Raw genomic sequence first — 26,206 nt, forward strand, 5'->3', positions numbered from 1 at the left:
ATTGTAATGGAACAGCCAAACTTTCTCTATGACAAAAAATAGGGAGCAGACACATTGCCTGCTCCCTGTTCGGAACTTGGGATGACTCCAAGCCATCCCTCGCACACTTCCGTTACTCTACAACGATGGCAGCGACTTGTGGTGCGAACTGCACATCGATGGGGTTTGAAGCAGCACCGTCTCCGCGAACGACAACCAGGGTTGCTTCTGCTGAGTCCAGCAAAGGCAGTTCGGGCAGCTTGACGCGAACACCCAGGTCGTACCAGCCGTGGATTTCTGCTTCAAAGTTCATTCCATTGATGGATACCAGAACTTTCCCTGGTTCCGGTCCCAGACCTTCGCCTGCCAGGTTGATCAGCGAGCCACTTAACACAGCTTCCGTGTCTGTTGAAAATAACGCTGGATCAACTGACAAAACATCAACGCGAGCCATAATGGCTCCGTTGTTTTCTTCGAACGCTTCAGGAATTTCACGATGGGAATCGATCAAGACATGCAATTGTTCGAAGGGAACGGCATTTCCTTCTGCATCCGTCGACATCGTGCTGGCAGCGAACGGCAGACGAATATCAACAGACTGAATCTGACCGGCGGCGATATTATCGACGCGTGATCCCGCTTCAGGTAAACCTGTTGTTAATTCACGTGAATTCGCAGCGAACAGCATCACGTTGAAGGGGACGTTGATATCGACATCGCTGTTGTTTCTGAACCAGACTCGGAAACGTGGTCCCAGTTCTTCTTCAGAATGTCCTGAGTCGACAAATCGTACTGCCAGCATCTGCAGGTCCAGTCCAGAGTTGATGACGACAGGATTAACATCAACCCACGTTCCACAAGTGACAACAGGTAGTGGCTGCCAGATAGGACAGGCATACCAGTTCCAGGGAACACAAGGTTCACAGAAAATGGGACGACAGATGATGGGGCGTGGATCGCAAATCGGGTGACACCAATCCCACCAGCACCAGTCTACCCAATCACACCAGTGTGGGCTCCAGCAGTAGGTAGGGTAGCATCCTGGTCCGGCGTACCAGCAACCAAAGTGTGATGTCGTAAAGGTGTTTGCCATCTGACCAAACAGAGTTCGGTTTCTCCATCCACCATGTTTTAACAGGTTCTTGTGCAGGTTGAGCTGGCGAGCGACATCTCCTTTTTTATGGAGTTGGAACTGTTTCTTCAGGTTCCATTGCTGCGCTTTCTTACTGTTCATTAACGGCTTCAGTTTCCCGATTTTGAGTTGCTTATCTACACTCATATTGATGGGTTTGATGTTTTTGCCTTTGAACAGGTCCTTACTTAGAGGGACTCCATTTTTACCGAGCCACTTATTGGATTTGGGAAACCTATTGTTCAGATTGCCTTTTCCTTTGGACAAACCTTTGATCTTCGAAAGATCGATCTTTCCTGGGACGCGGCTATTGTTGCCTGGTCTTTTGCCGGGTTTGCCAATCAGATCGTCTTTGGAAATTCCTTTGACGGGAGGAATACTATTCCCTTTGCCCGGCTTAGGAACGAACGTACCTTTTCCAGGTTTGAATACGTCGTTATTTTTACCAGGGCGGGGTCGTACTACTTTATTGCCGGGCTTGGGGACAAACTTCCCATTACCCACTTTACGATCTGGTATTTTCAGATTCGGAATTTTTCGATCCGGAACTTTTCGATTGGGAATTTTGAGACTGGGGATCTTCGGTTTGATATCTTTGGTGGTCCCTTTCGAACCGGGTCGTCTTCCCGTATTCGGAATCTTGAAATTGGGTCGTGTTGTTGGGGGGGCCACTTTAATGTTGGGGACTTTGAAGGTCTTCTGAGGTCGACTGGGTCTCGTCTTGGAAATCTTGGGAGTCGTTTGCTGTGGGACTCGGTTGAAGTTGGGTCGCGTTGTACGAGAGGGTCGTTTTGAAGTGGTAGAAGATTGGAATTTTGGTCGGCTGCTACTACTTCGGATAGAACTCGAACGTTGTGGTTGACTTGTCTGAACTCGATTCAATTGGCTTGATGAGCGTTGTGAACTGCTGCGAGCGCTACGACTGGAGCTACTACGACTCGATGATTTTTTGGATGACTGTGCCAGTAACGGTGAACCACAGAGGCTTCCCACCAGTACCAGTGAAAGTAAAACGCGAAACGGCCGCTTGAACAGATAGGCTCTTCTCTGGATCATCATGACTCTTCCCCTTTTGGCTAAATCGTAACTGCCCGCGTTGTGAAGTGAACGATTTAAGAGAAGAGCGCAAATTATGCCAATTATGCCGATTTAGACTTCAGGCGAAAATTTAGAGTCAATAAGTCTTTTGATTAAATAGGTTTATGGAATCTAATAGATCTTGAGCGCAGAGCAGAATCTCATTGTAAGATCAACATCTTTGCAGCGAGCGCCGTCAAATTGATTTCGATGCAAAATCAAAATTGCCACACAGAGTCAGAGAGATCAGGACGATTTTGCCGATGCCAGAGAGGGATCATTCTGCTGTTTTCGCCAGGCGTTCAATCTCTGCTGTAATTTCGAAAGGGTTTTTGCGTGCGTTGCGTCTTGAGAGAGGTCATGTAATTCCAGCGGATCCTGTTTCAGGTCAAATAATTGCACGCGTTCCAGATGAGGATAGACGATTAACTTCCAACGGTCCGTGCGAATCATGCGCTGGTAATTGCGGAAGTAGCCGTAAACTTCATCATAGATGTCTGCTTTCTCACCCGTGATGACCGGTTTCAAGCTCTTGCCTTCAACACTGGACGGAATGGCGACGCCTGCTAAATCACAGCTCGTGGGATACAAGTCGCGCAGGTAACATTGGGCCGCTTTACGTTGATCGGCGGGAATGCCCGGTCCGACCATAATCAATGGCACGCCAATTGTGTGTTCATACATACTTTGTTTTCCACGCAAACCGTGACTGCCCATTGCCAGACCATGGTCGCTGGAGAAAATGAGAATCGTATTGTCCCACTGACCTGTTTTTTTCAATGCATCCACAACACGGCCTACCTGTGCATCTAAATGTGAAATCACAGAGTAATACAGCGAGAGGTCATTTTTCACGATCTTCTTCGTACGAGGAAAGGGAAGTAACACTTCATCACGCCCGTATTGATTCCCATGCTCGAACGGATGTTCGCTGCGAAAATTCGCGGGGACCGGCATTTTGTCCGCATCATAATAATTTTCATATCCGATGGGCATTAAGAGCGGGTCATGCGGGGCGGTGAAGCAGACGTGGAGGAAAAAGGGTTTCGTATGCTTGCGTTCGATAAATTCGATGGCCGCATCCGCGAAATGTTCGCTGATGTTGGAGGTCAGTCCCACACCTTTTTCCGGAAAAAAGTTTCGTTTGTCATCCTGAAAAATCCAGCCTCGATAACCGGTGACTAAGACCCCGTTACCGTCAAAGGAAGGGACCGCCCAACGTCCACCGCCACCGGTAAACAGCCCTAATGTTTCATCATAGCCACGAATGACTGGTTTACCATCGTTATGCCACTTCCCTACATACCAGGAGTTGTAACCTGCGTTATGCATGGTTTGCGACCAGGTGGGTAGCTCTGGCTTAATCGGTTTACCGAAATCCAGCGAGCCGTTGTGAAATCCGCTGACACCCGACAGGATTTCCGCCCGACTGGGTGTACAGATTGGGTTGGCGCATACGGCCCGTGTAAAACTGGTGCCCTGTTTGACCAGTTGATCGAGATGGGGCGTTTTGATTACGGAGTTTCCTAATGCGGCAATGGTATCGGGCCGCTGGTCATCACTCAGCAGGAACACAATATTGGGACGGGTTGTTTTCGATTTCGGTTTCTGATCTGCCGAGACGTGTTGCTGAAGGAAAAACAGGCTGGAAAACAGTAAAAAAGCAGGAATGCTCGCTCTCATGATGGCTCCCGGACAGAATGAGGGTCTCTTCTGAATTCGTCTTTTCCTAAATCCGTAATAGTGATACCTTTTGCACGTCAATCAGGCTCAAATTACACGATTCATTAACTTTATTAATCTATTCTGGACAATGTCGCCATGCAGGGCAAGCGTTTTATCAGTTGGATGCTGGGAATTGTCATTCTTGCGGGAACGGGCTGGTCGTTCTGGAGCAAGAAGCAGCAGGAAAAAGCGAATCAAACCCAGAGCAAGCCTGCTGAGTCGACCGTGGCAGCAAAGCCGGTGGCCCCACAGGTGAAAGCACAGCATGCGTCACTGAGTGAAGAAAAAGTTGAGGTCCTGGAACTCAATCTTACCGTCAACCAGCGGTTTCCGATGATCAAAACCGTTGAGCAGACGCTTTCACAGGCTTCCAGTTCAGGAATTACTCACAGCAAATCCAAACTGGAATTGATTCTGGCACTCACAGTGGAAGAGATTAAGGACGATGGCCGCAAGCGGTTTAAAGTGCTTTACACCGGCGTGAAATATTCGCATGACATTGCCGGCGAACGCGTGCACTATGATTCAAATCGTCCCAGTGGTCCTGTGCCTCCAGACGTGCAAGCTTACCAGAGGTTGGTAAAAAATGGATTCTCTTTCTGGATTGGTCCCGATAATAAGATTGTCGAACTGGTGGGCTTCGATGATTTCCTCAAACGTTGTCTACAGAATACGCCTCCCGAACAGCGGGAAACGGTGCTCGCCAAGATTTCTGAGTCTTCGGGCGATGATGGCATTGCGAATTTCATTGACGACAGTATTGGATTGCTGCCTTATAACATTGATGAACACCACAAAGGGGGGGCGATTCGTGTGGGAGAAACCTGGACGAAGATTCGCCGGCTCACACAACCCATCCCGATGGTTCTGAAGACCGAATACACGCTCCGCGAGCTCGACGAGAAGACGGCCATTATCAATGTGGCTGGCGACATTGCCGCCTCAAAAATCAGCAGCCCGCTGAATCAAAACGGCAAAAACGTCCAGCTTTATATCCGAGGTGGAAAATCGTTTGGCTCCTGTCTGATTGATCGCAAAACAGGACTGCCGCTCAAATCACAAATCGAGCGCTTTCTGGAAACCACCGTCAAACTGGCCAATGGCCGCGAATTCGAACAACAGAAACAGATCGTGACCACGATTCGCGCGTTCCCACATCAGGAATCACGACCACTGGGACCAGCGGCGAATTGAGTTATTTACTACCACGAAATTCACGAAAGCACACGAACACGATCTGACTGATTCGCTCCAAATGGAATTCAGAATAGTTCCATGGTGTGACTAAGCATGGCATAAATGCTTGGGTTTCTTTTGTCCTTTTCTCTTCTAGCTTTGATAATAGCAAGCAAGATAGAGCAACAGGATAATCTTCGTGCTAATACAAAGTAAGTGTGGTATTATATATGGAACTTCAGGAGTCAGTATTATCTAGCGCGTAAGACAATAAAGGTCTCAATTACTATGATGTCGATAGTAAAGAAAGGGAAACATGTTATTGACACTTACTTAAGAGCTAGGCTTAGTTCCGTACTACGTTGGGTGTTTAGATTATTAATATTATTTTTTCCAATTGTAATCATAATCTTCATGACTCTGGTCACCCTTGCGAAAATCCATCTCTTAGGACAGACGCATGAGGAATTTCAACGTTTTAATCTTTCTAATGAGAGATCCATTGTTATCTATTGTGAGCATGAATGGATTTTTGAACCGCCAGGATATGTTTATTATGACGTCGTTGAAAATGGAAAAACTCTTGTATCAAAACGTGTCTTTCAGGGGGTTGGGCCACAACATACACCGTTTGAAAAATTTAAAATGGTGTCAGCAGACGATGGGGATCTTGTTGCTATTATCTTTGTTTCTAATGTTGTGATAATGCACGACTTTCGTACAAATCGCAGTTGGCCTGGTAACTACGAGCGGAGAGATAATTCGGAAGACTATTTATTAGCCAAAGATTTAATCATGGAGTTTAAAGCAAAAGGAAAGATACTTCATTGTGATGCTATTATAAGATATCCTAAAAAACGCCTTCATTCGACCGATCGATAGTGGTTTGTCAGACATGAGTGGGTTGTATATGAAGGTTTAGAGGGATATCAGTTGAAAGCCCGAATGTCAGATCAAAAAGGACAGAATTATTCTCTATTTGATCTTTATTTCTCTGTGGAATATTTGGGACAAAGAAACGATAAGCAATGGAAGGCACTCAATGCTCAGTGGAAAGCCGGTTGGTTAGATGTCGACACATTTGCAGTTTCGAACGATAAGTTCGGAACTCGTGTTTGGCAATATAGAGAGTATGATTCCTTTGCCGAACTACCACAGCCGATTGATTCCCGCCTTTAAAGGCGGGAATCAATCGGCTTTGTTTACATATCAAAACAAAGAATTGCAGACAGTCAACCGTAAGATACAAGGGGCGGACTCGCGTGTCCGACCGCGCGGTTTGGATAGCAACGGGCGAACACATGGGTTCGCCCCTACGTGTTTACAATTGTCATTCTGAATCGTCAAATCTGTTTCCGGTGGCACCCGGTGAATTGTCACTCATAGGATTTCGTGCAGTTCGTGGTAGTATTGTTTTTTTGTTTAGATGAAAGTGTTTTGATGCTCTTTCTGCACTTCCAGATTTTCAGTTAGGGTCGCACGTCTCTATTATTTATGATTCCTGGTTGATTGTGCTCGGCAGATTCTTTTGTCAGTTTCTGGTAGGTCGCTTCTTTCGCTTCGTCAGACAGGTTTTAATGACGTTTGCGGTCTCATTCACCTGCAAGTTGCTGCCTTTCCGAATGTGCTGTTCTTTAATGGTTCTGGTTTGAGAGGTAAGAGTTGTCATGGTTGTATCTTCTTTTAAACGAGAGCTCGCTGTGTTGAGTGAATCTGATCATGCCGATCGGCACACAGGGGTCAAGAGAAGCTTATGCGCCTTAATGTCTCGGAAGTGGTATGAAATCGCGGTTTGGTTTCAATTATGGTTTCGGAAAGCGTGCTCAAAAGGAGTGACTCGATACGAGACATGGGGAACTGGTTCCCGCTCATCAGGTGAAAATCTGGAAAAAACAGCTCGTTTTCAGGTGAAGAAACTGAAGTTATACGTGATGTTTCGTCATCAGAAAAAAACGCCTCGCGCGCGCGAGCCAGACCACGGAGTTTCGGGAAGAGCGGGGCTGTGTCAAGCTTAGAAAGATCACTAAACAAAGAGAGCCAAAGTGAACTTCAAAAAGTCACGAGTCTGTCAAGTGCGTCTGTTTTTCTGCGGATTGTTGTGGAAAGCGTTAAGCGGCAGAACGAGTTTCTGACAGTATCTTTTTATGAGTGTTCGCGGCATGCTGCTGGCATTTCTGGATCACATCGGCCACAAACTGTCTTGCGGTCAGGTGTTCTTTCAGGTAGCTGGAGACTTTTGTAAGTCGTGAAGAGAAGTAATAAGGGCGCAGATGATAACGGAGCGGAGTGGCTTCATTGATGACGCGCATAGTTTGATGGTAGTTGGTGGGATCGATGATCGGTTCTGATTTCTCGCTGCAAGAGAAGAGCATCTGCAGGTTGGGATCTTCTTTACTGCCGAACTGTTGTTCCAGTTTGAAACCACAACTCTCTACTAACATTTTGAGGCTGGAAGGAGTGAAGTTATGAATGTGAGCGTAGTGAAACATTTTGCTGCGACGGGCGAAGGGCGCTGCGATGTTCGGACACTCGACATAAAATTGCCCCGTGTCGGTGAGCATGCTGCGAATGTATTCCAGAGCCCTTCGGGGTGAATTAAAATGCTCAATGACATGCACCAGAAGTACCAGTTCGCGACTGTGATCACGTGGTTGCTCAAACAGGTCGCCACGGACGACATCGGTGAGCAACGTTTGCTGAGAATAGTTTTGAAATCCTTCTCCCGGTTCGATTCCGCTGGCACGATGGCCATTCAATTCGAAGACTTTAACAGTACAACCAATGCCGGCACCAACCTCAAAGACTTCAGCGTTTGAATTAATATGTGGTTGCAGTTGATTAAAAATTCGTTCGCCATTTTTCCAGGCCCGCATCACGCGACGCTCTGAAGGGGTTAATTCGCCGTGATAACTCTGTCGGTATTCCGTGGCATAGTAGCGTGCGAGTTCTTCATCGGTTGGAATTTGTCCATGTGCGACAAGTCCGCATGTTTTACAAATGACCGACTCCAGAGGATTCCCGTGACGATCTTGATTTCCGATTTTTTCAAACTTGGTACCTGAGCAAAGATCGCACTGCTTATGTTCCATTTCTTTCACCACTTTTTAATACCTGACTTTGAGGAAGTTCTGTCACTTTTTTGTCTGAAAAACAAGTTAACCGTAGTTGAACCGAACTAAACGGCGTGAACCCTAATCTCAGAGGGAAATCAGGTCAAGATGAATCACTAGAAGGCGTTTTCTGATCAGAGCTTAGCGATTAATGAGACGTATCATTCAGGGACTATGATTCTTCATCTTTGAGATTTGAAGGCCCTGACTAAAATAGACTCAACAAGGACTTGGTGCATTGTGTTTCTCAAGCAAGGCATGTACTCTAGTGACGGTTTTCCTGCCTAGAAAGCCAGTCTGAATTTAACCTTAAATAAGCCTTCAAGCTAAAAGTATACAAAGAGTTAGGAGATTCCATGTCAACGGGTAGTATCAAAAGGCTCCTCGTCGCCAATCGTAGTGAAATCGCGATCCGTATTTTTCGAAGTACCCATGAATTGGGAATTCGAACTGTTGGCATCTACACTCACGAAGACCGTTATGCACTGCACCGAACCAAGGCAGATGAAGCTTATCAGATTGGGAAGCCTGGTCATCCGGTGAAATCGTATCTGGATATTGATGCGATTATTACTTTGGCGAAACAGAAAAAGATTGATGCGATCCATCCCGGTTATGGATTTTTGTCGGAAAATGCCGAGTTCGCTCAAGCATGTGCTGATGCTGGAATTATTTTTGTCGGTCCCCGTGTCGAAACTTTACAACAACTGGGCGATAAAATTTCTGCCCGTAAGATTGCTGACAAAGCAGGTGTTCCCGTTCTGGGGGGAAGTGGCGAAGCGATTACCGATGCCGCCTCAGGTCGAAAGACGGCACAGAGTATCGGTTTCCCCATTATTCTGAAAGCCGCCCATGGTGGCGGTGGTCGCGGAATGCGTGTGGTTCAGGACGAAAAGGAATTTGATGCTGCCTTTGAACAGGCACGTAGCGAATCTCTGTCTGCCTTTGGTAGTCCTGATGTCTTTGTGGAAAAGTTCATCTCCCGTGCACGTCATATCGAAGTACAGTTACTAGGGGATAAACATGGTAACCTCGTGCATCTTTATGAACGTGATTGTTCAGTTCAAAGACGCCACCAGAAAGTGGTGGAAATTGCACCTGCTCCCAACATCGATCCCGATGTCAGAATGGCACTCTGTGATGCTGCTTTGAAGATTGGTCAAAGTGTAGATTATGAATGTGCGGGAACGGTGGAATTCCTTCTGGATGCCGACACGAATGAATTCTACTTCATCGAAGTGAATCCACGGATTCAGGTTGAGCATACGGTGACTGAGGAAGTGACCGGAATTGACATTGTGAAATCACAAATCTTGATTGCACAGGGGACGCCTCTCGCAGATCCTGAAATCAAAATTAATTCACAAGAAGAAATTGAAACGAACGGATTTGCGATTCAATGTCGTGTGACGACTGAAGATCCCACGAACAATTTCATGCCCGACTACGGACGAGTTGCGCATTATCGGTCTGCCAGCGGCATGGGAGTGCGTCTGGATGCAGGAACCGCATTCTCCGGAGCGATGGTGTTTCCTTATTATGATTCGTTGTTAGTCAAGGTCACGATTTGGGCACGGACATTTAAAGTGGCCAGTGCGCGCATCGAACGTTGCTTGCAGGAATTTCGAATTCGCGGTGTGAAAACGAATATCCCCTTCGTTTTGAAGCTGATTACGCATCCGACATTTATCAACGGAGACTGTTATACGCGTTTTATTGATGAGACACCGGAATTGTTTGATTTTCCTCAGCGGCATGACCGTGCTACGAAACTTCTGACATATCTGGCAGAAACAATCGTCAATGGCAATCCATTGGTCAAGGATCGTCCTAAAGCAAAGCGTCGTAAAGCAGCTCCGATTCCTGCTTACAACAAGAAACAGGCGTCGCCTCCAGATGGTATGAAACAGAAATTACAGGAACTGGGAGCAGAGAAATTCAGTAAGTGGATTCTGGAACAAAAGCCGCTACTGTTGACAGATACTTCCTTCCGCGATGCACATCAATCATTGTATGCGACCCGGTTTCGTACGCATGATATGCTACAGATTGCAGATGTCTACGCACATAATTGCCCGGAATTGTTCTCGCTGGAAATGTGGGGTGGTGCTACATTTGATACCTCTATGCGATTTCTGAAAGAAAGTCCGTGGCAACGCCTGGCGGAGATGCGAACCCGGGTGCCCAATATTTTGTTTCAAATGTTGATTCGTGCGTCGAGTGCCGTCGGTTATACCAACTATCCAGACAACGTTGTACGTGCGTTTGTGAAAGAAGCTGCCGCCGCAGGCATTGATGTGTTTCGCGTGTTTGACGCGTTGAACTGGGTTCCCAACATGAAAGTCGCTATGGAAGAGGTCCAGAAGAGTGGCGCCATCTGCGAGGCCAGTATTTGTTACACCGGCGATATTTTAGACTCATCCAAGACGAAGTATGATTTGAAATACTACGTTAACATGGCCAAAGAACTGGAAAACATGGGTGCGCATATTCTTGCTATTAAAGATATGGCTGGACTCTGTAAACCTTATGCGGCCCAATTACTGGTCAAAACATTGAAAGAAGAAATCGGCATTCCCATCCACTTCCATACACATGATACAGGTGGTGGTCAGGCTGCTTCGATTTTGAAAGCAGCAGAAGCGGGCCTGGATATTGCCGATGGCGCTGTCCCCTCCATGTCAGGAGGGACCTCACAGCCAAATCTCAATACGGTGATTGAAGCGCAGCGATTCTCAGACCATCAGCCAACTGTTGATGTGCATCAACTGGATGAAATTTCGGAGTACTGGCGCGCCACTCGGAACTTCTATTCTGCATTCGAAAGTCCTGTACTTCCTGCGGGCGCGAATTTATACGAACATCAAATGCCCGGTGGTCAATATACAAACCTCTTGCAACAGGCCCAGTCTCTGGGATTGGGTGATCGCTGGTCTGAAGTCTGCCATGTTTATGCGGAAGTGAATCAGCTTTTGGGTGATATTGTCAAAGTGACCCCCACTTCCAAAGCCGTTGGTGATATGGCGTTGTTCCTGGTTGCTAATGATCTGAGTTGCGATGATGTTGTGAAAGGTGATCGAGAGCTGGCGTTTCCGGAGTCGGTACTTGATTTAGTCAGTGGCCGCATGGGTCAGACACCTGGCGGTTTTCCGGAAGACATTCAGAAACAGATTTTGCGAGGCGAAAAGCCGTTAACCGAACGACCGGGAAGTATTTTGCCACCGGCCGATTTTGAAGAAGCGGCAAAACAGGTGCAGGAATTTGTGAATCATACTCCCACCGATCAAGACGTTATTTCTTATCTGCTGTACCCGAAGGTGTTCGAAGATTTTATGAAGCATCAGGAAGCCTATTTTGATACGAGTGGCTTGCCTACGTATGCTTTCTTTGACGGGATGGAGCCGGAAGAAGAAATCATGGTTGATATTGCACCTGGGAAAACTTTGATCCTCAAATTCTTGGCTGTCGGGAAACCACAGACTGACGGATGCCGCACTGTCTTCTTTGAATTGAATGGTCAGCCGCGCGAAGTGATCATTGTCGATAAATCTTTGAAACCACAAGATGAATCGAGACGCAAAGCAGATCAATCCGATCCAAAACAAATCGGAGCAACAATGCCGGGAGTTGTTGTTTCGCTGGCAGTCAAAGTTGGCAGCAAGGTTAAAGCCGGCGATCAATTGTTGATGCTGGAAGCAATGAAAATGCAAACCAGTGTTATTTCTGAACAGGATGGAGAGGTCAGTCAGATTCTGGTTGAACCTGGTACACAAGTGGAGTCTGGTGACTTATTGATCATGTTAGACTAAATTCGCGTTTATGCATGTAAAGTAAAACCCTCCATCGCGATCTTGATTGGAAAACATGTGAGAGATTTTGAGCAGGTATTTCCCTCATCATGTTGCAATTGATTTAAAGATTTTTAGCCTATTTATCCTAAATATACCATCGTTCCGCAAAGCAGTTTCTTCTCTCTAGAAACAGGTTACATTTTGCCTTTAGAGACGAGAGAAATTCAATGCTGGCTTAAATCTTCGCCGATAGATTAGTTAGCAGGTCATCCATCTCAGGCCTTGGTTTAACGATTATCTTCTGTAAACCATGCATTAGAACAGTATTACTTGGGTCATATTCTATCAAGCAGTCGGAGTACTTGGCGAATGAGTGGAGCGAGTCAGTCGGTTAATCCCCCCCATTTTGTTATCTCTAGTGAGGGAGAGATCCTGGGAGAAGATACGCCCGAAAATCAGGAACTAGTTCGACGAGTCGTCGCTTGTGTGAATGCCTGTGATGGAATTACCACAGAAGAGCTTGAAAATGGCATTATTAACGACATGCGGAATGCCATTGCTCAGGCAGCTCCTTTACTCCAGGAACGGAGTCAGATGACGGAACTGCTTCAAAGAGAAATACGAGCTGAACTCGCTTCCCGGAAAAAAAATAGCTAGTTCAGATTTCTCTCACCGAGAATTCAATTTGAGTTTCGCCTGATAAATCCACTAATACGAACTTTTATTTTTCCTGTCGAACGATGACCTGCAGGTAAATTTAGCCCAATCATTAATAGACCATCCTCTTTTGGTACATATTCTACTTTGTTACCAATTTTAAATGGTCTGCTCATTTTGGGTTTCCCTTTTTCTTTGGAAACCACAATTCCCATCAGAGCGCCAGCGGGGATTCCTTTCGCCAGTTCTTTCATCGGCGTTTCATCTGGTAAGCCTTCTACGCCTACCTTGAGATCGGTAATAAAGTTATAGGTTCCTGTAGCTTGAATGCGAACGGTTTTCCCTTTCGCGACGAATCCGGCAGGGGTACTCCAGTTACGAGAAACATCGATATCAAAATCAGATGAATTGGATGTCATCAGCTTTTCGTTAAGCTGCTTGATCATCTCTTTAACACCAGGCACATCTTTTTTGATCGTCAGAATCGACTCTAGCATCTTGCGTGAACTCTCATAGTCTCCCGCATCAGAGTATTTCTTGGCGATGTCGGCAGACTGTCTGATAAATGCGTCACGAACTTTATCTGCCTGCAAATTAATTTGCTTGACATTCATTTTTTTAGAGGAAGATTGTGCGTAGGAGGCTTGAACTGTAATGAACGATGCAATCAAACTTCCTATGACAAAACATGATGTTCGGCAGAGATTTCTAGATATTAACACGTTACTTTTCCTTGTTCACCCAAAATTATATTTGTGCCTTATTCTATTATGATCGGTGAGTCTTAGCATTCGCAATGAGATTTTTGCTTTCAGACTCTCTTGCAGGCAAATCCATAACAGGCTTAACCGGGTGGCCAACTCATCGCACGACCCCCTAATAAATGCAGATGCAGATGATCAACTGTTTGGCCTCCTTCTGTGCCGGTATTGACGATCATACGATATCCATTTTCGAGTCCGAGTATCTTTGCTACCTCTCCGACAGTTAGTATCAAATGACCAACCAGTTCCTGATCTTCAGATTTCAGATGAGCCATCGAAGGAATTTCCCGTTTGGGAATCACAAGCACATGCGTGGGAGCCTGCGGGTTCACATCCTTAAATGCCAAACATAATTCGTCTTCATAAATAATCTCAGCTGGAATTTCCTGGTCGATAATTTTCTTGAAAATCGTTTTCTCACCAGTCATTTAACCTACATCCTTTCTGTTTCATTCGACGCTTTTTTGAATTTCTACAAGAAAAACAAGTAAAAAGAGCGTCTCGTTTACCAATCGGTTTATGACGTCGTGACGATCAACTGGCTTAGATTATAGCGAATGCCGATTTGATTCACATCAGCAATAAGCTTCCATTTTAGATGAATGATTTCCTTCGTTTCATTTCGAAGTAGTCATCAATCTCAGCGTAAAAACGACAGCGTATTTTAAATATGGGTATGACTACTCTTGAATGTAACACTACGCAAAAAGTTGTTTATATACGCCGTAGCTACCTGCCACTAAGAGGCCCAGACAAGACAGGAACAACAGCAGATCCCAAAGACGGCCTGGCGTGAGACGCGCGTCTATTTTTGTAAAACGCAAGTAGATGGCTGCGATTCCCAACATCGGCAGCATAATGGCCTGCATTGTTCCTGCAATTAAGACCAGCCTGACTGGGTTGGCTCCCGTTAAAAATACTGTCAGACAAAGTAGAGGTAAGAGTAACGACATCAGCTTGACGCAGTTTTGAACGGCGTTTGGTTTGCGATCATCCACGACACTAAAAAAGCGTAGTCCATCTGAGAAAATGCGTGCATTCGCCGCATTCGCAACCAAAAATGTTGAGTAAAGTACTGCGATCGCACCAACTAAAAATAACCACTTGGCATATTCGCCGAAAACCGGGACATACGCTTCCGCCAGCGTACTGACCATCCGCATTCCATCAGGGTCTAAGCCTTCCTTATGCAGGACGGCAACCCCCATTAAAAAAAACGCCAATGTCGCAAATGTGTAAATACACATTGAAGCAAAGGCATCTATTTTCATCACGCGCATCCAACCTTTGGCCCGTAGAGCCCAGCTTTCATCTTCGGAATGCGGGCCGGTAAATCGAGCGTACCCTTTTTCCAGACACCAGTAGGGATAGGCGATCAATTCTGTTGCACCGACACCAATAATCCCAAACGCGGCGAGCGCTGTCAGTAGCGGGTTCATACCATTGGTCGCTTCAGGAATTCCAAAAGAGAGACCGCGGATAATCTCTTCTGTTGAGATGGTCCAGACTTCAGAAGTCTGTAAAGAAATGACGTTCCCAATCGTGATAAATGTAAATGAAACGACTAACACCGTTGATAAATGCTCGATCAGATTATAGCGGCCATAATATAATAAAAATGAAGTCAATATGGCAATCACTCCTGCCCAGATCTTATCGTCCCAGGTTTGAGGTTCAATCAACGACTGCCCTGTTTGATCCACCAGTTTTTCCTGGTTGCGAATTTTTTGTAGAATGAGCTGGCCTTGCGCCTCGAGTCGTTCGATGCGTTCTTTGAGCTTCGCGTGGCCGCGTAGATATCGCTCCCGTTGATCGGGATTCATCGAGGCCATGGGACTCTGATCGTCTTTTAGTTCTTCTTCGATTTTCAGATAGTGCACAAACTCTTTTTCTGAAGGAACCTGAATCGCTTTGAGATAATCTCCCTGAATCGGCAGTGTCAGAGCTAAAGCTTGACCAACCCCTCCCACGATTCCTCCCAGTTGTCCGATCGTGCAGATGCTCATGACCAACCAGAACCAGAGGATCCAGTTTGGGGCAAGTCGATGCTGATCTCGTGAGAATCCCAAACGGGGGCCGGGTACATGGTTCAAAGCGGATAACGTCGTCTCCCCTCGAGAAATAGAATAGCGCCCGAGCTCAATCTGCACGAACACTTTGATCAGACAACCAACAATAATTAACCAGAGAAGAGTGATACCTGCTTGTGCGCCAGTTTTCGTAGTGGCGATCAATTCCCCGGAACCCACGATGCTGCCGGCAATAATCAGCCCTGGTCCTAAGCGTTTTACAATCCCCCAAAAGTCAGTGGGAGCATTGATGATGTCGTTATTATTGGAACCATTGGATGTATCGAGCGCTTTATTCTCCTGTTGAGATTCCATCGTACTCCTACTTCACCTTTGACTTCGACAGATGGGGTGATGTCGAAACACTACTCAGAGCCAGAAGAATTCAAACGGTATGAACTTTCATTGAAGTTGTTTTTCTGCAACTTCAATCGCTTTGAGTAACCCCTTTGCCTTGTTAAGAGTTTCATAATATTCTGTTTCTGGAACACTATCCGCAACAATCCCGGCGCCGGCCTGAACATAGGCCTTTGATCCCTGCATTACTAATGTTCGAAGTGCAATACACGTATCCATGTTCCCAGTAAAATCGAGGTAGCCGACAGCTCCTGCATAAGGACCACGTCGGTGTGGTTCAAATTCATCAATAATTTCCATCGCCCGTACTTTCGGAGCGCCCGATACCGTTCCCGCGGGCAGTCCTGCTCTTAAAGCATCCAGTGCAGATCGTTCTTTTGTCAACTTGCCAGTCACATTGGATGTTATATGCATGACATGACTATAACGCTCGACGACCATTACGTCAGACAACTCCACCGATCCGAATTCACTCACGCGGCCCACATCATTTCTTGCCAGATCAATCAGCATCACATGTTCGGCTCGCTCCTTTGGATCGGCCAGTAATTCTTCTGCCAGACGTTTGTCTTCGGCTTCCGTCGTTCCCCGTTTTCTAGTACCGGCTAAAGGACGAACTGTGGTGAGACGATCTTCCACGCGCACCATAATTTCAGGCGAACTGCCGACCAGATCGACTTCAGGAGTTTTCAGCAGGAACATAAACGGACTGGGGTTGACCACTCGCAAACTACGATAGATGTCGAGTGGCGTTGCTGAGGTTTCCAGATTGAGACGTTGGCTCAATACGACCTGAAAGATATCGCCGGCTACAATGTATTCCTTACAGGCATCGACGGCTGCTTCAAATTTCTCTTGAGTAAAATTTGATTTCCAGGTTAAGTCAGGTTCGGTATGAGTATCGACGCTGATGTCAGCCATTTTTAAAACAGAGGAATCACTATTTTGAAAACGTTCACATGTTTGATCAATGCGCTGACAGGCGGCCTGATAAGCGGCTTGTAGATCATTCTCGTTTAGCCCGGGCTCGACATGGGCATGGGCAACGACTAAAACGGTTTTGTTGATTTGATCAAAGACCACCATGTGATCATACAAGGCAAAGGAAAGGTCGGGTAGTTGACGATCATTCTTTGGAGCGTTGGGTAGATTCTCTGAATAACGCACGACATCATAGCCGGCATATCCAACAGCACCACCACAAAAACGTGGCAGTGAGGGAAGCTCGGCAGCCTGATATTGTGAGAGAATGGTTTCCAGTTCATGTAATGGATCATCGACGGTTCGTTCTTCTGTTTGTCCGTCCCGTTGTATCACCAAGCGCTTTTCATAAGCGTCTACCATCAAAAATGGATTCGCTCCCAGAAAACTGTAGCGACTGATTTGTTCTCCCCCGACAACACTCTCAAATAGAAAGGAATATGGTCCCTTTTCCAGCAATTGGTAGGCACTCACTGGGGTCAGAGTATCCCCTGTTAACTGTCGATAGACAGGGACCAGGTTGGCCTTACTCGAAAGCTGCTTAAATGCTTCAAAATCTGGAACGTATTTCATGGACTCTCTTAATTGGTCTGTCTGAGGATGAACAAGCATCCCGGTTTTAATCCTTTGTGGTGGACTCTCTTATGAACATTTCCGATCTTTGAGACAAGCTGCGAGGAGCCGCAGTTCTCAAAAATTTCAAAAATGTTCGGTTTCGACTTTATCTTACCTCGATTTCCTTTTGAACTTTCCTGTATTTGCGATTTTCATTCGGAGATGAGCAATGGTATTCAAGGCGTCTATTGCATAAAATGGAACAGGGTTTTTAATCTTACAAAGCTTTCAAAGAGATCAAAGTGGATTAGGCTTTGTTTTCAACGGCTAAGTGAGTATGTTATTCCTTTCCCGAGTCTACACCGTTTGGGAAAGAATGTCACGTAAGCGAGAATTCAGGGATAGAGACCATTTCTAACCGATTAAATTGATATAAATTGGGGTTAATAAAGGAGAAGCAGGGTGAATTTGGACGCGTTCACTCGCACAAGTGGTGAATGGTTGAGAGGAATCGGTCCCGACTCGGATATCGTCATGTCCAGTCGGATTCGACTCGCTAGAAACCTTACGCAGTTCCCTTTTATTAACCGCTGTACAGAATCGACACTGGGCGAGATCGAACAACTCGTGCGTCCCATTATCACCTCGCTTCCTATGGACGTAAAACTGTCGTATCTGGATGTGAACCAACTTTGTAGTTTGGATCGGCAGTTCATTGTGGAACGACAGCTTATCAGCCGTGAACATGCAGAGCGTTCGGGGCCTCGAGGCGTAGGTCTGGATAGTGAAGAAAACATCGGCATCATGGTCAACGAAGAAGACCATCTCCGACTCCAGGTACTGAGAAGTGGGTTTTCTTTGAACGAATGCTGGGAGACCATTAATCAGATCGATGACCTGCTGGAGCAGGAAGTGACCTATGCGTTCAGTGAAGAATTTGGGTATTTGACAGCCTGCCCTACAAACGTCGGTACTGGAATACGCGTGAGCGTCATGTTGCACCTGCCTGCATTGGTGATCACGAAAGAGATCCAAAAAGTATTTCAGGCGCTACAGAAAATTAATTTGGCTGTTCGTGGGCTGTATGGCGAAGGCAGCCAGGCGATGGGAGATTTTTATCAGATTTCCAATCAAGTCACTTTAGGACAAACCGAACGTCAGTTGATTGATAGTATCAAAGAGGTTGTTCCGAATATCATTTCGTATGAAAGACGTGTCAGGAATTCATTAATTAAAGAAAATCGCCAGGGGCTGCACGATCAGGTCTCTCGTGCTTATGGTATTTTGAGTACGGCGCAAACCATCAGCTCAGAAGAAACAATGCATCTACTTTCCAGCGTGAGAATGGGTGTGAATCTGGGATTGATTGAAGAGCTACCCATCTCAACTGTCAATGAAATGTTTATCTTTACTCAGCCCGCACATCTGCAGAAGTTGCAGGGAGGAGAGTTGGAATCGAGCGAACGTAACGCCGCGCGCGCTAATTATCTCCGCCATCGGATAAACGACTCTAACGGTTCTAATTAAGTGGTCCAGTAAACTGTTAGAAGTAGCTTGGTTATCGCGCAGCTTTTTTCGAGCGTCGAATGCTTCCGTAATATAATGTCGAACAGACATTGCATTTAATAAAGAAACCAAATGAAGTGACAGTTCGTATGTAAGAAAACCACGCAAAGAATCATATGAAATTCACTAACGTGCTCGACATGGGATGGGAGACGCTGTTAAGATAGAAAACCATTTCCCAGGATTAACCCACATGGGAAATAGTGAATTAGGTGGAGGAGTCAATTCCGTCCACCAAACATACCGCGTTCCTCACGAAATTCAATAACGATTTCCCAGAAACAGCAACTCGTCCATTCAATCGGGATACGACTATGCGAAAATATATTTGCATTCTTCTTGCCTTACTCGCATTTACTACCAGTCCAGTAAACGCACAAGAGTTCCAGAGCCTTTTTAACGGGAAAGACCTCGATGGTTGGGCTGGAAAAGAAGGTTTTTGGACCGTCAAAGATGGTGCTATTGTCGGCGAAACGACAAAAGAAAAACCAGCCAAACCGAATACTTTTCTCGTCTGGCAAGGTGGCGAGGTAAGTGACTTTGAATTCAAGGCCACCGTCCGGTTCAAAGGTAACAACTCCGGCATTCAATATCGTAGCCAGTTGGTTGATCCCATAAATTTTGCATTGAAAGGTTATCAGGCTGATCTGCACCCGAAACGAGAATATTTTGGCATGATGTATGGTGAGAAAACCGGTCGAGGGATTATCGCGCAGCGGTTCCAACGTGTCGAAGCGGGTACAAAAGGTAAGCCGACCGTTGTTACAGAGATAGGTGATAAAAAACAAGAACTCGTCGATTGGGAATGGAACGAAATTCGAATTGTTGCCGTTGGTAACCGTATGGTTCATCAGATCAATGGCGTCAATACAATTGATCTGACCGATGACCATCCCCAGGCTTTTTCAAAAGGCGTTTTGGGACTGCAACTCCACGCGGGGCCTCCGATGAGAGTCGAATTTAAAGATCTAAAATACCGTCCGTTGGCCGGTGACGAAGCGACCGCTGTTCTCAAAGCGGCAGTTGAGAACAAGAAAAAGGCGTCTGCGTCCAAAAAATCAGCAGCCAAATCGAAAAAGCCTGGCAGATATGACTGGGTGTCGAAAAAACCGGCTCCCGTTTGGGTATGGCGTACCAAGAATCCAACTGGAAATGAACCGATCTACCTTCGCAAGAAATTTGAGGTCTCAGACCCGATCAAAGCAGCACGTTTATATTTCACTTGTGATAACCGCGCAACATTTTGGATCAACGGGAAAGAGGTTGGCACAGCGACCGATTGGGGCAACCCTGTCATCCAGAGCAATGCGAAAAAGTTCGTCCAGACCGGAGTAAATCAAATTGCGATTCAGGCCAAAAATAACGGCGGCGTTGCTGCGTTTATATTGAAACTGGAAGTCGAAACTACCGACGGAAAAAAACAGTCGATCATTTCCTCTCCTGATTGGAAACTGTCTGACTCTAAAGCCAAAGGCTGGAAACTTGCCAGCTTTGACGATTCCACTTGGAAACTAAAGTTGAAAAAAATGGGAAACTTTGGCAGTGGTCCTTGGGGTAAGCCGGGGATCACGAGCCGTAGTGGTAGAGTCGACCTTGCAGAACTCACAGAGACGATTACGGTTGCCGAAGATTTCAAGGTTGAGCTGCTCTACGAAGTTCCCGGCAATGAACAAGGGAGTTGGGTTTCGCTCGCTACTGATGGCAAAGGCCGCTTACTAGCGAGCGATCAAGGAGACAAGGGGCTTTACCGTATTACTGTTTCCGAAGATGCTGAAGAACCGCAGGTCGAAGTGGAAAAACTGAAAATTGATCTTTCCGGTGCACAGGGCATGGTCTGGCACAACGACGCGCTTTATTTTCACAGGAATGGTGGCAATCTCTTTAAAGTGACCGACACCAACGGTGATGACCAGTTTGACAGAGCCGAAATATTACCCAGCGAACGCAGTGGGGGAGAGCACGGCAACCATGCCGTAATTGTGGCTGAGGATGGAGAGCATCTTTACGTCATTGGTGGAAATCACGCTGCCTTACCACCACAAGACAGTATTGTTCGCTCGCATGTTCCCACCTGGGATGAAGACCTGCTTTTACCACGCGAATGGGATGCAAACGGTCATGCGCGTGGCCGTCTTGCACCAGGGGGCTGGATTTCCAAATTCTCTCCTGAAACGAAACAGCATGAGATTATCTCAACAGGTTATCGTAACCAGTACGACATTGCCCTTAATCGATTCGGTGATCTCTTCACCTATGATGCTGATATGGAATGGGACCTCGGTACGCCTTGGTATCGTCCAACAAGAATTAACTGTGCTGTGAGCGGCTCTGATTACGGGTGGCGCAGTGGTTCTGGGAAATGGCCCGAATATTACGAAGACAGCTTACCAGCCGTGGTCAATATTGGTCCCGGTTGCCCGACGGGTGTAATCAGCGGTCAAGGCGCCAAGTTTCCTGCTAAATATCAGGATGCGATTTTCGCACTCGACTGGACGTTCGGTACCATTTATGCCATCCATCTTACCCCGGATGGCGCTGGTTACCGTGGCGAACAGGAAGCGTTCTGCTATGGCTCGCCACTTCCATTGACTGACGCGATTATTGGGCACGATGGTGCGCTTTACTTTACCATCGGTGGCCGTGGCACCCAGTCGGCACTGTTCCGCATCACCTACGTTGGTAAAAAATCGACCAAACTTGTGTCGGGAGAAATTGCGGGAGCCGAGGCGCGCAAACTCCGTCGGGGTCTTGAAGCATATCACGGTAAGCAATCCCCTGCTGCAGTGAAAGCTGCCTGGCCTCATCTTTCCAGTTCAGATCGCTGGCTACGTCACGCAGCACGCGTCGCGATTGAGTCACAGCCCGTTGATCAGTGGGCTAAGAGAGTCTTTACAGAGAAAAACTCCCAGGCCAAAATTTCCAGTGCAGTTGCACTTGCCCGTATGGGAAACAAGTCGCATCGCGATGCCCAAATTGCGGCGCTCCTCAAACTAAATCCGGCTGAGTTGAGCGAATCCCAGTTCCTCGGCCTCCTCCGTGCTTATGCCCTTTCTTTTATCCGTCTCGGCAAACCAACAGCCGCGCAACGCGAGCAGATTATCGCTGCACTCGATCCGCATTTGCCAAATAAGAACAAGAACATCAATACTGAGTTGGTCCGTGTTTTGGTTTATCTCGAGGCACCGAACGTTATTTCGAAATCCATTGATCTCATCACAAACCGTGGCGAGCCAGAAGTACCGGACTGGACTGAGCTCGCAGGTCGTAATAAAAACTATGGAGGTCGCGTGCTTGCGATGCTCGAAAACCACCCACCGACACATGAAGTCAATTATGCTTTCATGCTTCGCAACCTGCGTCAAGGCTGGACCATGGACCAGCGTCGCAGCTATATCGAGTTTATCAACTCCGCCGCGAAGTATCCTGGTGGCAATAGCTATGCCAAGTTTCTCGGCAATCTGCGTGATGAAGTTCTCGGTTATCTGAGCAATACCGACCGCGCTGCGCTGGCTGATATCAGCGGTGAGAACTTTAATCCCGTGCCCGATTTCGAGATTACCGCGCCACAAGGTCCCGGCAAAACCTGGGGTATCGCAGAAGCGAGCAAGCATACCACTCGTAACAAAATGCGTACAGCAAGTTTTGAGAACGGTCGCAATTTGTTCCACGCCATGCGTTGCGCCGCATGTCACCGATTTGACGGACTCGGCGGTGACGTGGGACCGGATCTGACGACAGTGAAAAATAAGTTCGATGCCAGATACATTCTTGAATCGATCATCGAGCCAAGTAAGGTCATTTCAGATCAATACCAGTCATCAATTGTGGTGACAGAGGATGGTCGCACATTAACAGGACTTGTCTCGAAAGATGGCGACAAAGTGATTGTCTATCCGGCCGATGCAAAAGCCAAACCGATCGCGGTGTCTGTAGAGAATGTGGAAGAAATTCTCCCTTCCTCTATCTCACAAATGCCAAAGTCGATGTTGAATGCACTCAACGCTGACGAGGTACGTGACTTGATCGCGTATTTATTGTCGGGCGGTGATCCGAAATCGCGAGTTTACAAAAAATAAACATTAAAGATCACGCGTTGTTTTTCGATTTGCGATTGTAAGGATAAATGGACTTTACAGTCGCCCGCTCCGAAAGACTCCGTAGATCAACCAGATTCCCAACAGACTTGACAACATAAAAATGGGGATGCTGATATAAACCAGCCGATCATCGGATAGAATTGTTACGGATGATGCTAAAATGAGTGCAGACACAACCATTCCAATCGTGAGCCGATTGCCTGATCGATCCATCTCAGTTGTTAAGTGATCGATCCCTCTGTGTTCCAGTTGAATCCTGAGCTCATCGTCACTCAATTTTCCCAAGGTTCGGCCAATCTGTTCTGGAAGTTCATGTAATACCTTTGACAAACTACAGGCATCGGACCAGATGCGTCCAGCGATGGCTCGAGGGTGATAACGTTCGGAAGAAATCTGATAGATGTAAGGCTCCATTTCCTGAGCGATATTCAAGTCGGGGGCAATACGAGATGCGACACCTTCCAGTGTAATTAAAGCGCGAATCAGTAACATGATATCGACGGGGCAACGAATACGGTGGATCGCCAGTATATTAATAAAATCAGTCAGCATTTTTCCCACACTGATCTGATCCAGCGGGATGCCATAATAATTTCCGATGAAATCACGCAAGTCAGCGCGTAACAACTGATGATCAACGTTTCGTTTTGTTTTACCTATTTTCAGTACGACATCGACCAGACGTGAAGCGTCTTTCTTCGCAACATTCAATAATAAGTCGACCAGTAAATCCCGTCGTTCCGCTTCCAGAACTCCGATCATTCCATAATCAATAAAACAGATGGAGCCGTCCGGTAGAATTCGAATATTACCCGGGTGAGGATCCGCGTGAAAAATTCCGAATTCAAATGTCATTTTCATAAAAATGCGGGCTCCGTTTGCCGCGACATCATGCGCGCTGATTGGCAAGTTCTTTAACTGCTCACCATTATCAATATCATCAATCCGGTAGCCATCGATATATTCCATGGTGATGACATCACCTTGTGTCAAATCCCAGTAAATTTTAGGGACATGCAAGGTCGCATCGTCTTGAAACAGGCGATAGAATTCATCGGTCGAACGTGCCTCTCGGGTAAATTGCAATTCTCGATGTATCGTACGAGAAAATTGATTCACCAGACCGACCGGATCAAAGACTTCTGCATCTGGAAAATGGCGTTCGATCATCGTTGCCAATTCGTACATCAGACTTAGATCTTGTTCTATGACTCGGTCGATATCAGGACGTTTTATTTTTACTACCAATTGTGTTCCATCATGGAGGCGGGCACGATGTACCTGTCCCAATGATCCCGCGGCCAATGGTTTATGGTCAAATTCAGAAAAGAGAGAATCAATCGAGTCTTCCAATTCACGTTCGACAATTTCAATCGCAGTGTTACTGGGAAATGAGGGGACACGTTCTTGAAGTTTTGATAACTCCCGAATAACATCTTTGGGAATCAGATCGGGGCGTGTACTGACAACCTGGCCAAACTTAATAAATGTGACACCCAGGCTTTCTAAAGCAAGCCGAATGCGCTTGGCACGAGTCAATCTGACTTCCGGTTCGGACCGTTTCCAGAATAGAAGTCGGCGGCCCCACCGTAAATAGCGTCGCAGCCCCAGTTGATCTACCAGATCATCAAAACCATAATTTACAAGAACCGTTACGATTTCGCGGCTTCTTCGTAGATTTCTTAATAACCGTAGTGGGTTCGATTCCAAAGGATTCTCCTGCAAAGAAAGCGGCCTCACGAATTTCCTCATCAGTAAGCATTGCATTCAGTTCAGTTTTACTTTTTATCTTATCAGACTATAACAGACGTTCCTATGCAGCAAACCCTCTATCCTATTAAAATAGAACTGGTAGTCATCTTCTTATATTTAACTTGAAGCGCGGAGAGGGAAACATGCGTTTTCTGAAATACATCTTGTTGATAATGCTCTATACGGCTTCTGACTGTTTTGCTGGCGACTGGCCTCAGATTCTTGGGTCCTATCGAAATGGTCATATTAGAGGAGAATCGCTTGCCAAGTCATGGCCCGAAGGGGGACCTATTACAAAGTGGCAGCGCACGGTCGGGAGTGGCTTTGCCGGGCTGGCGATTTCTCAGAATGTGGCTATTTTATTTCATAGAATTGGAGATCAGGAAACAGTCGAAGCGCTGGAAGCTCAAACAGGTAAAGTAATCTGGAAACATTCGATTCCCGTAAATTACCGGGGCACATTCAATCCCAATGATGGTCCCATTGCGGTACCCCTGATTCATAACAATCGTGTTTACGTTTATGGGATCAGTGGTAAGCTACAATGTCTCGATTTCAAGACCGGTAAACAGATCTGGATGCGTGATACGCACAAGGATTATCAGGTGGGCGAAGGTTACTTTGGTGTTGGCAGTACTCCCATCATTGTGGAAAACAAACTGATCGTCAATGTTGGGGGAAAACGTAAAAACGCAGGGATTGTTGCCTTTTCTCTGGATAAAGGGATCACGCTCTGGCAGACAATGCAGGATGACGCCAGTTACTCCTCTCCTGTTTCTGCATTCTTACATGGCCGTTATTATGCCATCTTTATCACCCGACTCCATTTAGTGGGCGTTGATCCTCGAAATGGAAACGTCTTGTTTCAGTTTCCTTTCGGGAAACGTGGTCCGACAGTGAATGGTGCGAATCCTGTCGTCGTCGGAAAGTATATATTCGCAACGGCCAGTTATGGCGTAGGAGGACTTTGGGTTCAGACTGAACGTGATAGTGCGAGTGAAGTCTGGCGGAATGGTCAAATCATGTCCAGCCAATATACGACGCCCGTTGAATACGGAGGAACATTAATTGGTATTGATGGGCGTCAGGATATTGGTTCGTCGAGGCTGCTCTGCTTTGATCCAAAATCCAAAAAAGTGCTCTGGTCAAAAGATGATTTTGGTTATGCCACTTTGATTGAAGCCGATGATAAATTGATTATTATGAAATCAGATGGGACATTAGTATTGGCCGAAGCGTCGCAGGAAGAATATAAAGAACTCGCTCGTGCTCAGGTTCTGAATTCAACTACACGGGCACTACCGGCTTTGTCTAACGGTCTCCTCTTTGTACGAAGTGAAAAAACTCTGAAATGTTTACAGTTAAAGTCGGATAATCCTGTTCCAGAAAAGCCTGATAAAGCCACTTTAAAGTAAGGA

Annotated in this window: 18 protein-coding genes; 9 read left to right on the forward strand and 9 right to left on the reverse strand. The window is 46.4% G+C overall.

The features are described 5' to 3' along the window. Positions 1–112: 112 nt before the first annotated feature. Together V144x_RS07350 and V144x_RS07355 are read right to left on the reverse strand one after the other, a co-directional pair. On the reverse strand, positions 113–2,170 hold the full coding sequence (locus V144x_RS07350; protein WP_144983565.1) for a hypothetical protein: 2,058 nt from the start codon (positions 2,168–2,170) through the stop codon (positions 113–115). A 264-nt stretch (positions 2,171–2,434) separates the two neighbouring features. Then, positions 2,435–3,871: a sulfatase-like hydrolase/transferase gene (locus tag V144x_RS07355; protein WP_144983568.1), complete on the reverse strand. Its 1,437-nt coding sequence runs from the start codon at positions 3,869–3,871 to the stop codon at positions 2,435–2,437. A gap of 138 nt (positions 3,872–4,009) precedes the next feature. On the opposite strand from V144x_RS07355, the gene V144x_RS07360 reads away from it, so the two are divergent. The 3 genes from V144x_RS07360 to V144x_RS07370 all read left to right on the forward strand — a co-directional run bounded on the left by V144x_RS07360 (position 4,010) and on the right by V144x_RS07370 (position 6,268). Continuing rightward, the gene (locus tag V144x_RS07360) at positions 4,010–5,107 is read left to right on the forward strand and encodes a DUF6263 family protein (RefSeq protein ID WP_144983570.1); all 1,098 of its coding nucleotides are present in this window, start codon (positions 4,010–4,012) and stop codon (positions 5,105–5,107) included. A 396-nt stretch (positions 5,108–5,503) separates the two neighbouring features. Next, positions 5,504–5,971: a hypothetical protein gene (locus V144x_RS07365; protein ID WP_144983573.1), complete on the forward strand. Its 468-nt coding sequence runs from the start codon at positions 5,504–5,506 to the stop codon at positions 5,969–5,971. Between the two features lie 63 nt (positions 5,972–6,034). Next, complete coding sequence (locus V144x_RS07370) at positions 6,035–6,268, forward strand: hypothetical protein (protein WP_144983576.1); 234 nt, start codon at positions 6,035–6,037, stop codon at positions 6,266–6,268. 352 nt (positions 6,269–6,620) lie between these two features. Here the strand turns inward: V144x_RS07370 and V144x_RS28325 are convergent, their stop codons facing one another. After that, the gene (locus V144x_RS28325) at positions 6,621–6,758 is read right to left on the reverse strand and encodes a hypothetical protein (RefSeq protein WP_197998807.1); all 138 of its coding nucleotides are present in this window, start codon (positions 6,756–6,758) and stop codon (positions 6,621–6,623) included. Here V144x_RS28325 and V144x_RS07375 point away from each other — a divergent pair. Continuing rightward, on the forward strand, positions 6,757–7,104 hold the full coding sequence (locus V144x_RS07375; protein WP_144983579.1) for a hypothetical protein: 348 nt from the start codon (positions 6,757–6,759) through the stop codon (positions 7,102–7,104). The genes V144x_RS28325 and V144x_RS07375 overlap by 2 nt on opposite strands. A 93-nt stretch (positions 7,105–7,197) precedes the next feature. Here V144x_RS07375 and V144x_RS07380 read toward each other — a convergent pair whose 3' ends face one another. Further along, positions 7,198–8,178: a class I SAM-dependent methyltransferase gene (locus tag V144x_RS07380; RefSeq protein ID WP_144983582.1), complete on the reverse strand. Its 981-nt coding sequence runs from the start codon at positions 8,176–8,178 to the stop codon at positions 7,198–7,200. Between the two features lie 377 nt (positions 8,179–8,555). Here V144x_RS07380 and V144x_RS07385 point away from each other — a divergent pair, with 377 nt between their 5' ends. Next, a complete protein-coding gene (locus V144x_RS07385) occupies positions 8,556–12,008 on the forward strand; it encodes a pyruvate carboxylase (protein ID WP_144983585.1) in 3,453 nt (1,150 codons plus the stop codon). A gap of 351 nt (positions 12,009–12,359) precedes the next feature. After that, entirely contained in the window at positions 12,360–12,647 is a 288-nt protein-coding gene (locus V144x_RS07390; RefSeq protein ID WP_144983587.1) for a hypothetical protein, read from the forward strand. Positions 12,648–12,670: 23 nt separating this feature from the next. On the opposite strand, the gene V144x_RS07395 is transcribed toward V144x_RS07390, so the two are convergent. The 4 genes from V144x_RS07395 to trpE form a co-directional block, all read right to left on the reverse strand. Then, positions 12,671–13,369, reverse strand: coding sequence for a hypothetical protein (locus tag V144x_RS07395; protein ID WP_144983590.1), 699 nt, complete (start codon positions 13,367–13,369; stop codon positions 12,671–12,673). A 122-nt stretch (positions 13,370–13,491) separates the two neighbouring features. Beyond that, a complete protein-coding gene (locus V144x_RS07400) occupies positions 13,492–13,839 on the reverse strand; it encodes a histidine triad nucleotide-binding protein (RefSeq protein ID WP_144983593.1) in 348 nt (115 codons plus the stop codon). 270 nt (positions 13,840–14,109) lie between these two features. After that, positions 14,110–15,795 carry an Nramp family divalent metal transporter gene (locus V144x_RS07405; protein ID WP_144983596.1) on the reverse strand — a complete coding sequence of 562 codons (1,686 nt, stop codon included), beginning with the start codon at positions 15,793–15,795 and terminating at the stop codon, positions 14,110–14,112. 87 nt (positions 15,796–15,882) lie between these two features. Next, the gene (gene trpE / locus V144x_RS07410; RefSeq protein WP_144990762.1) at positions 15,883–17,391 is read right to left on the reverse strand and encodes an anthranilate synthase component I; all 1,509 of its coding nucleotides are present in this window, start codon (positions 17,389–17,391) and stop codon (positions 15,883–15,885) included. A gap of 444 nt (positions 17,392–17,835) precedes the next feature. Here trpE and V144x_RS07415 point away from each other — a divergent pair, with 444 nt between their 5' ends. After that, positions 17,836–18,900 carry a protein arginine kinase gene (locus tag V144x_RS07415; RefSeq protein WP_144983599.1) on the forward strand — a complete coding sequence of 355 codons (1,065 nt, stop codon included), beginning with the start codon at positions 17,836–17,838 and terminating at the stop codon, positions 18,898–18,900. Positions 18,901–19,253: 353 nt separating this feature from the next. Beyond that, positions 19,254–23,015: a family 16 glycoside hydrolase gene (locus V144x_RS07420; protein WP_144983602.1), complete on the forward strand. Its 3,762-nt coding sequence runs from the start codon at positions 19,254–19,256 to the stop codon at positions 23,013–23,015. Positions 23,016–23,069: 54 nt separating this feature from the next. Here the strand turns inward: V144x_RS07420 and V144x_RS07425 are convergent, their stop codons facing one another. Beyond that, complete coding sequence (locus V144x_RS07425) at positions 23,070–24,776, reverse strand: ABC1 kinase family protein (RefSeq protein ID WP_232102750.1); 1,707 nt, start codon at positions 24,774–24,776, stop codon at positions 23,070–23,072. Positions 24,777–24,931: 155 nt separating this feature from the next. Here V144x_RS07425 and V144x_RS07430 point away from each other — a divergent pair, with 155 nt between their 5' ends. Continuing rightward, positions 24,932–26,203 carry a PQQ-binding-like beta-propeller repeat protein gene (locus V144x_RS07430; protein ID WP_144983608.1) on the forward strand — a complete coding sequence of 424 codons (1,272 nt, stop codon included), beginning with the start codon at positions 24,932–24,934 and terminating at the stop codon, positions 26,201–26,203. Positions 26,204–26,206: the final 3 nt, after the last annotated feature.

This window comes from Gimesia aquarii, from assembly GCF_007748195.1.
Classification (GTDB): Bacteria; Planctomycetota; Planctomycetia; order Planctomycetales; family Planctomycetaceae; genus Gimesia; species Gimesia aquarii.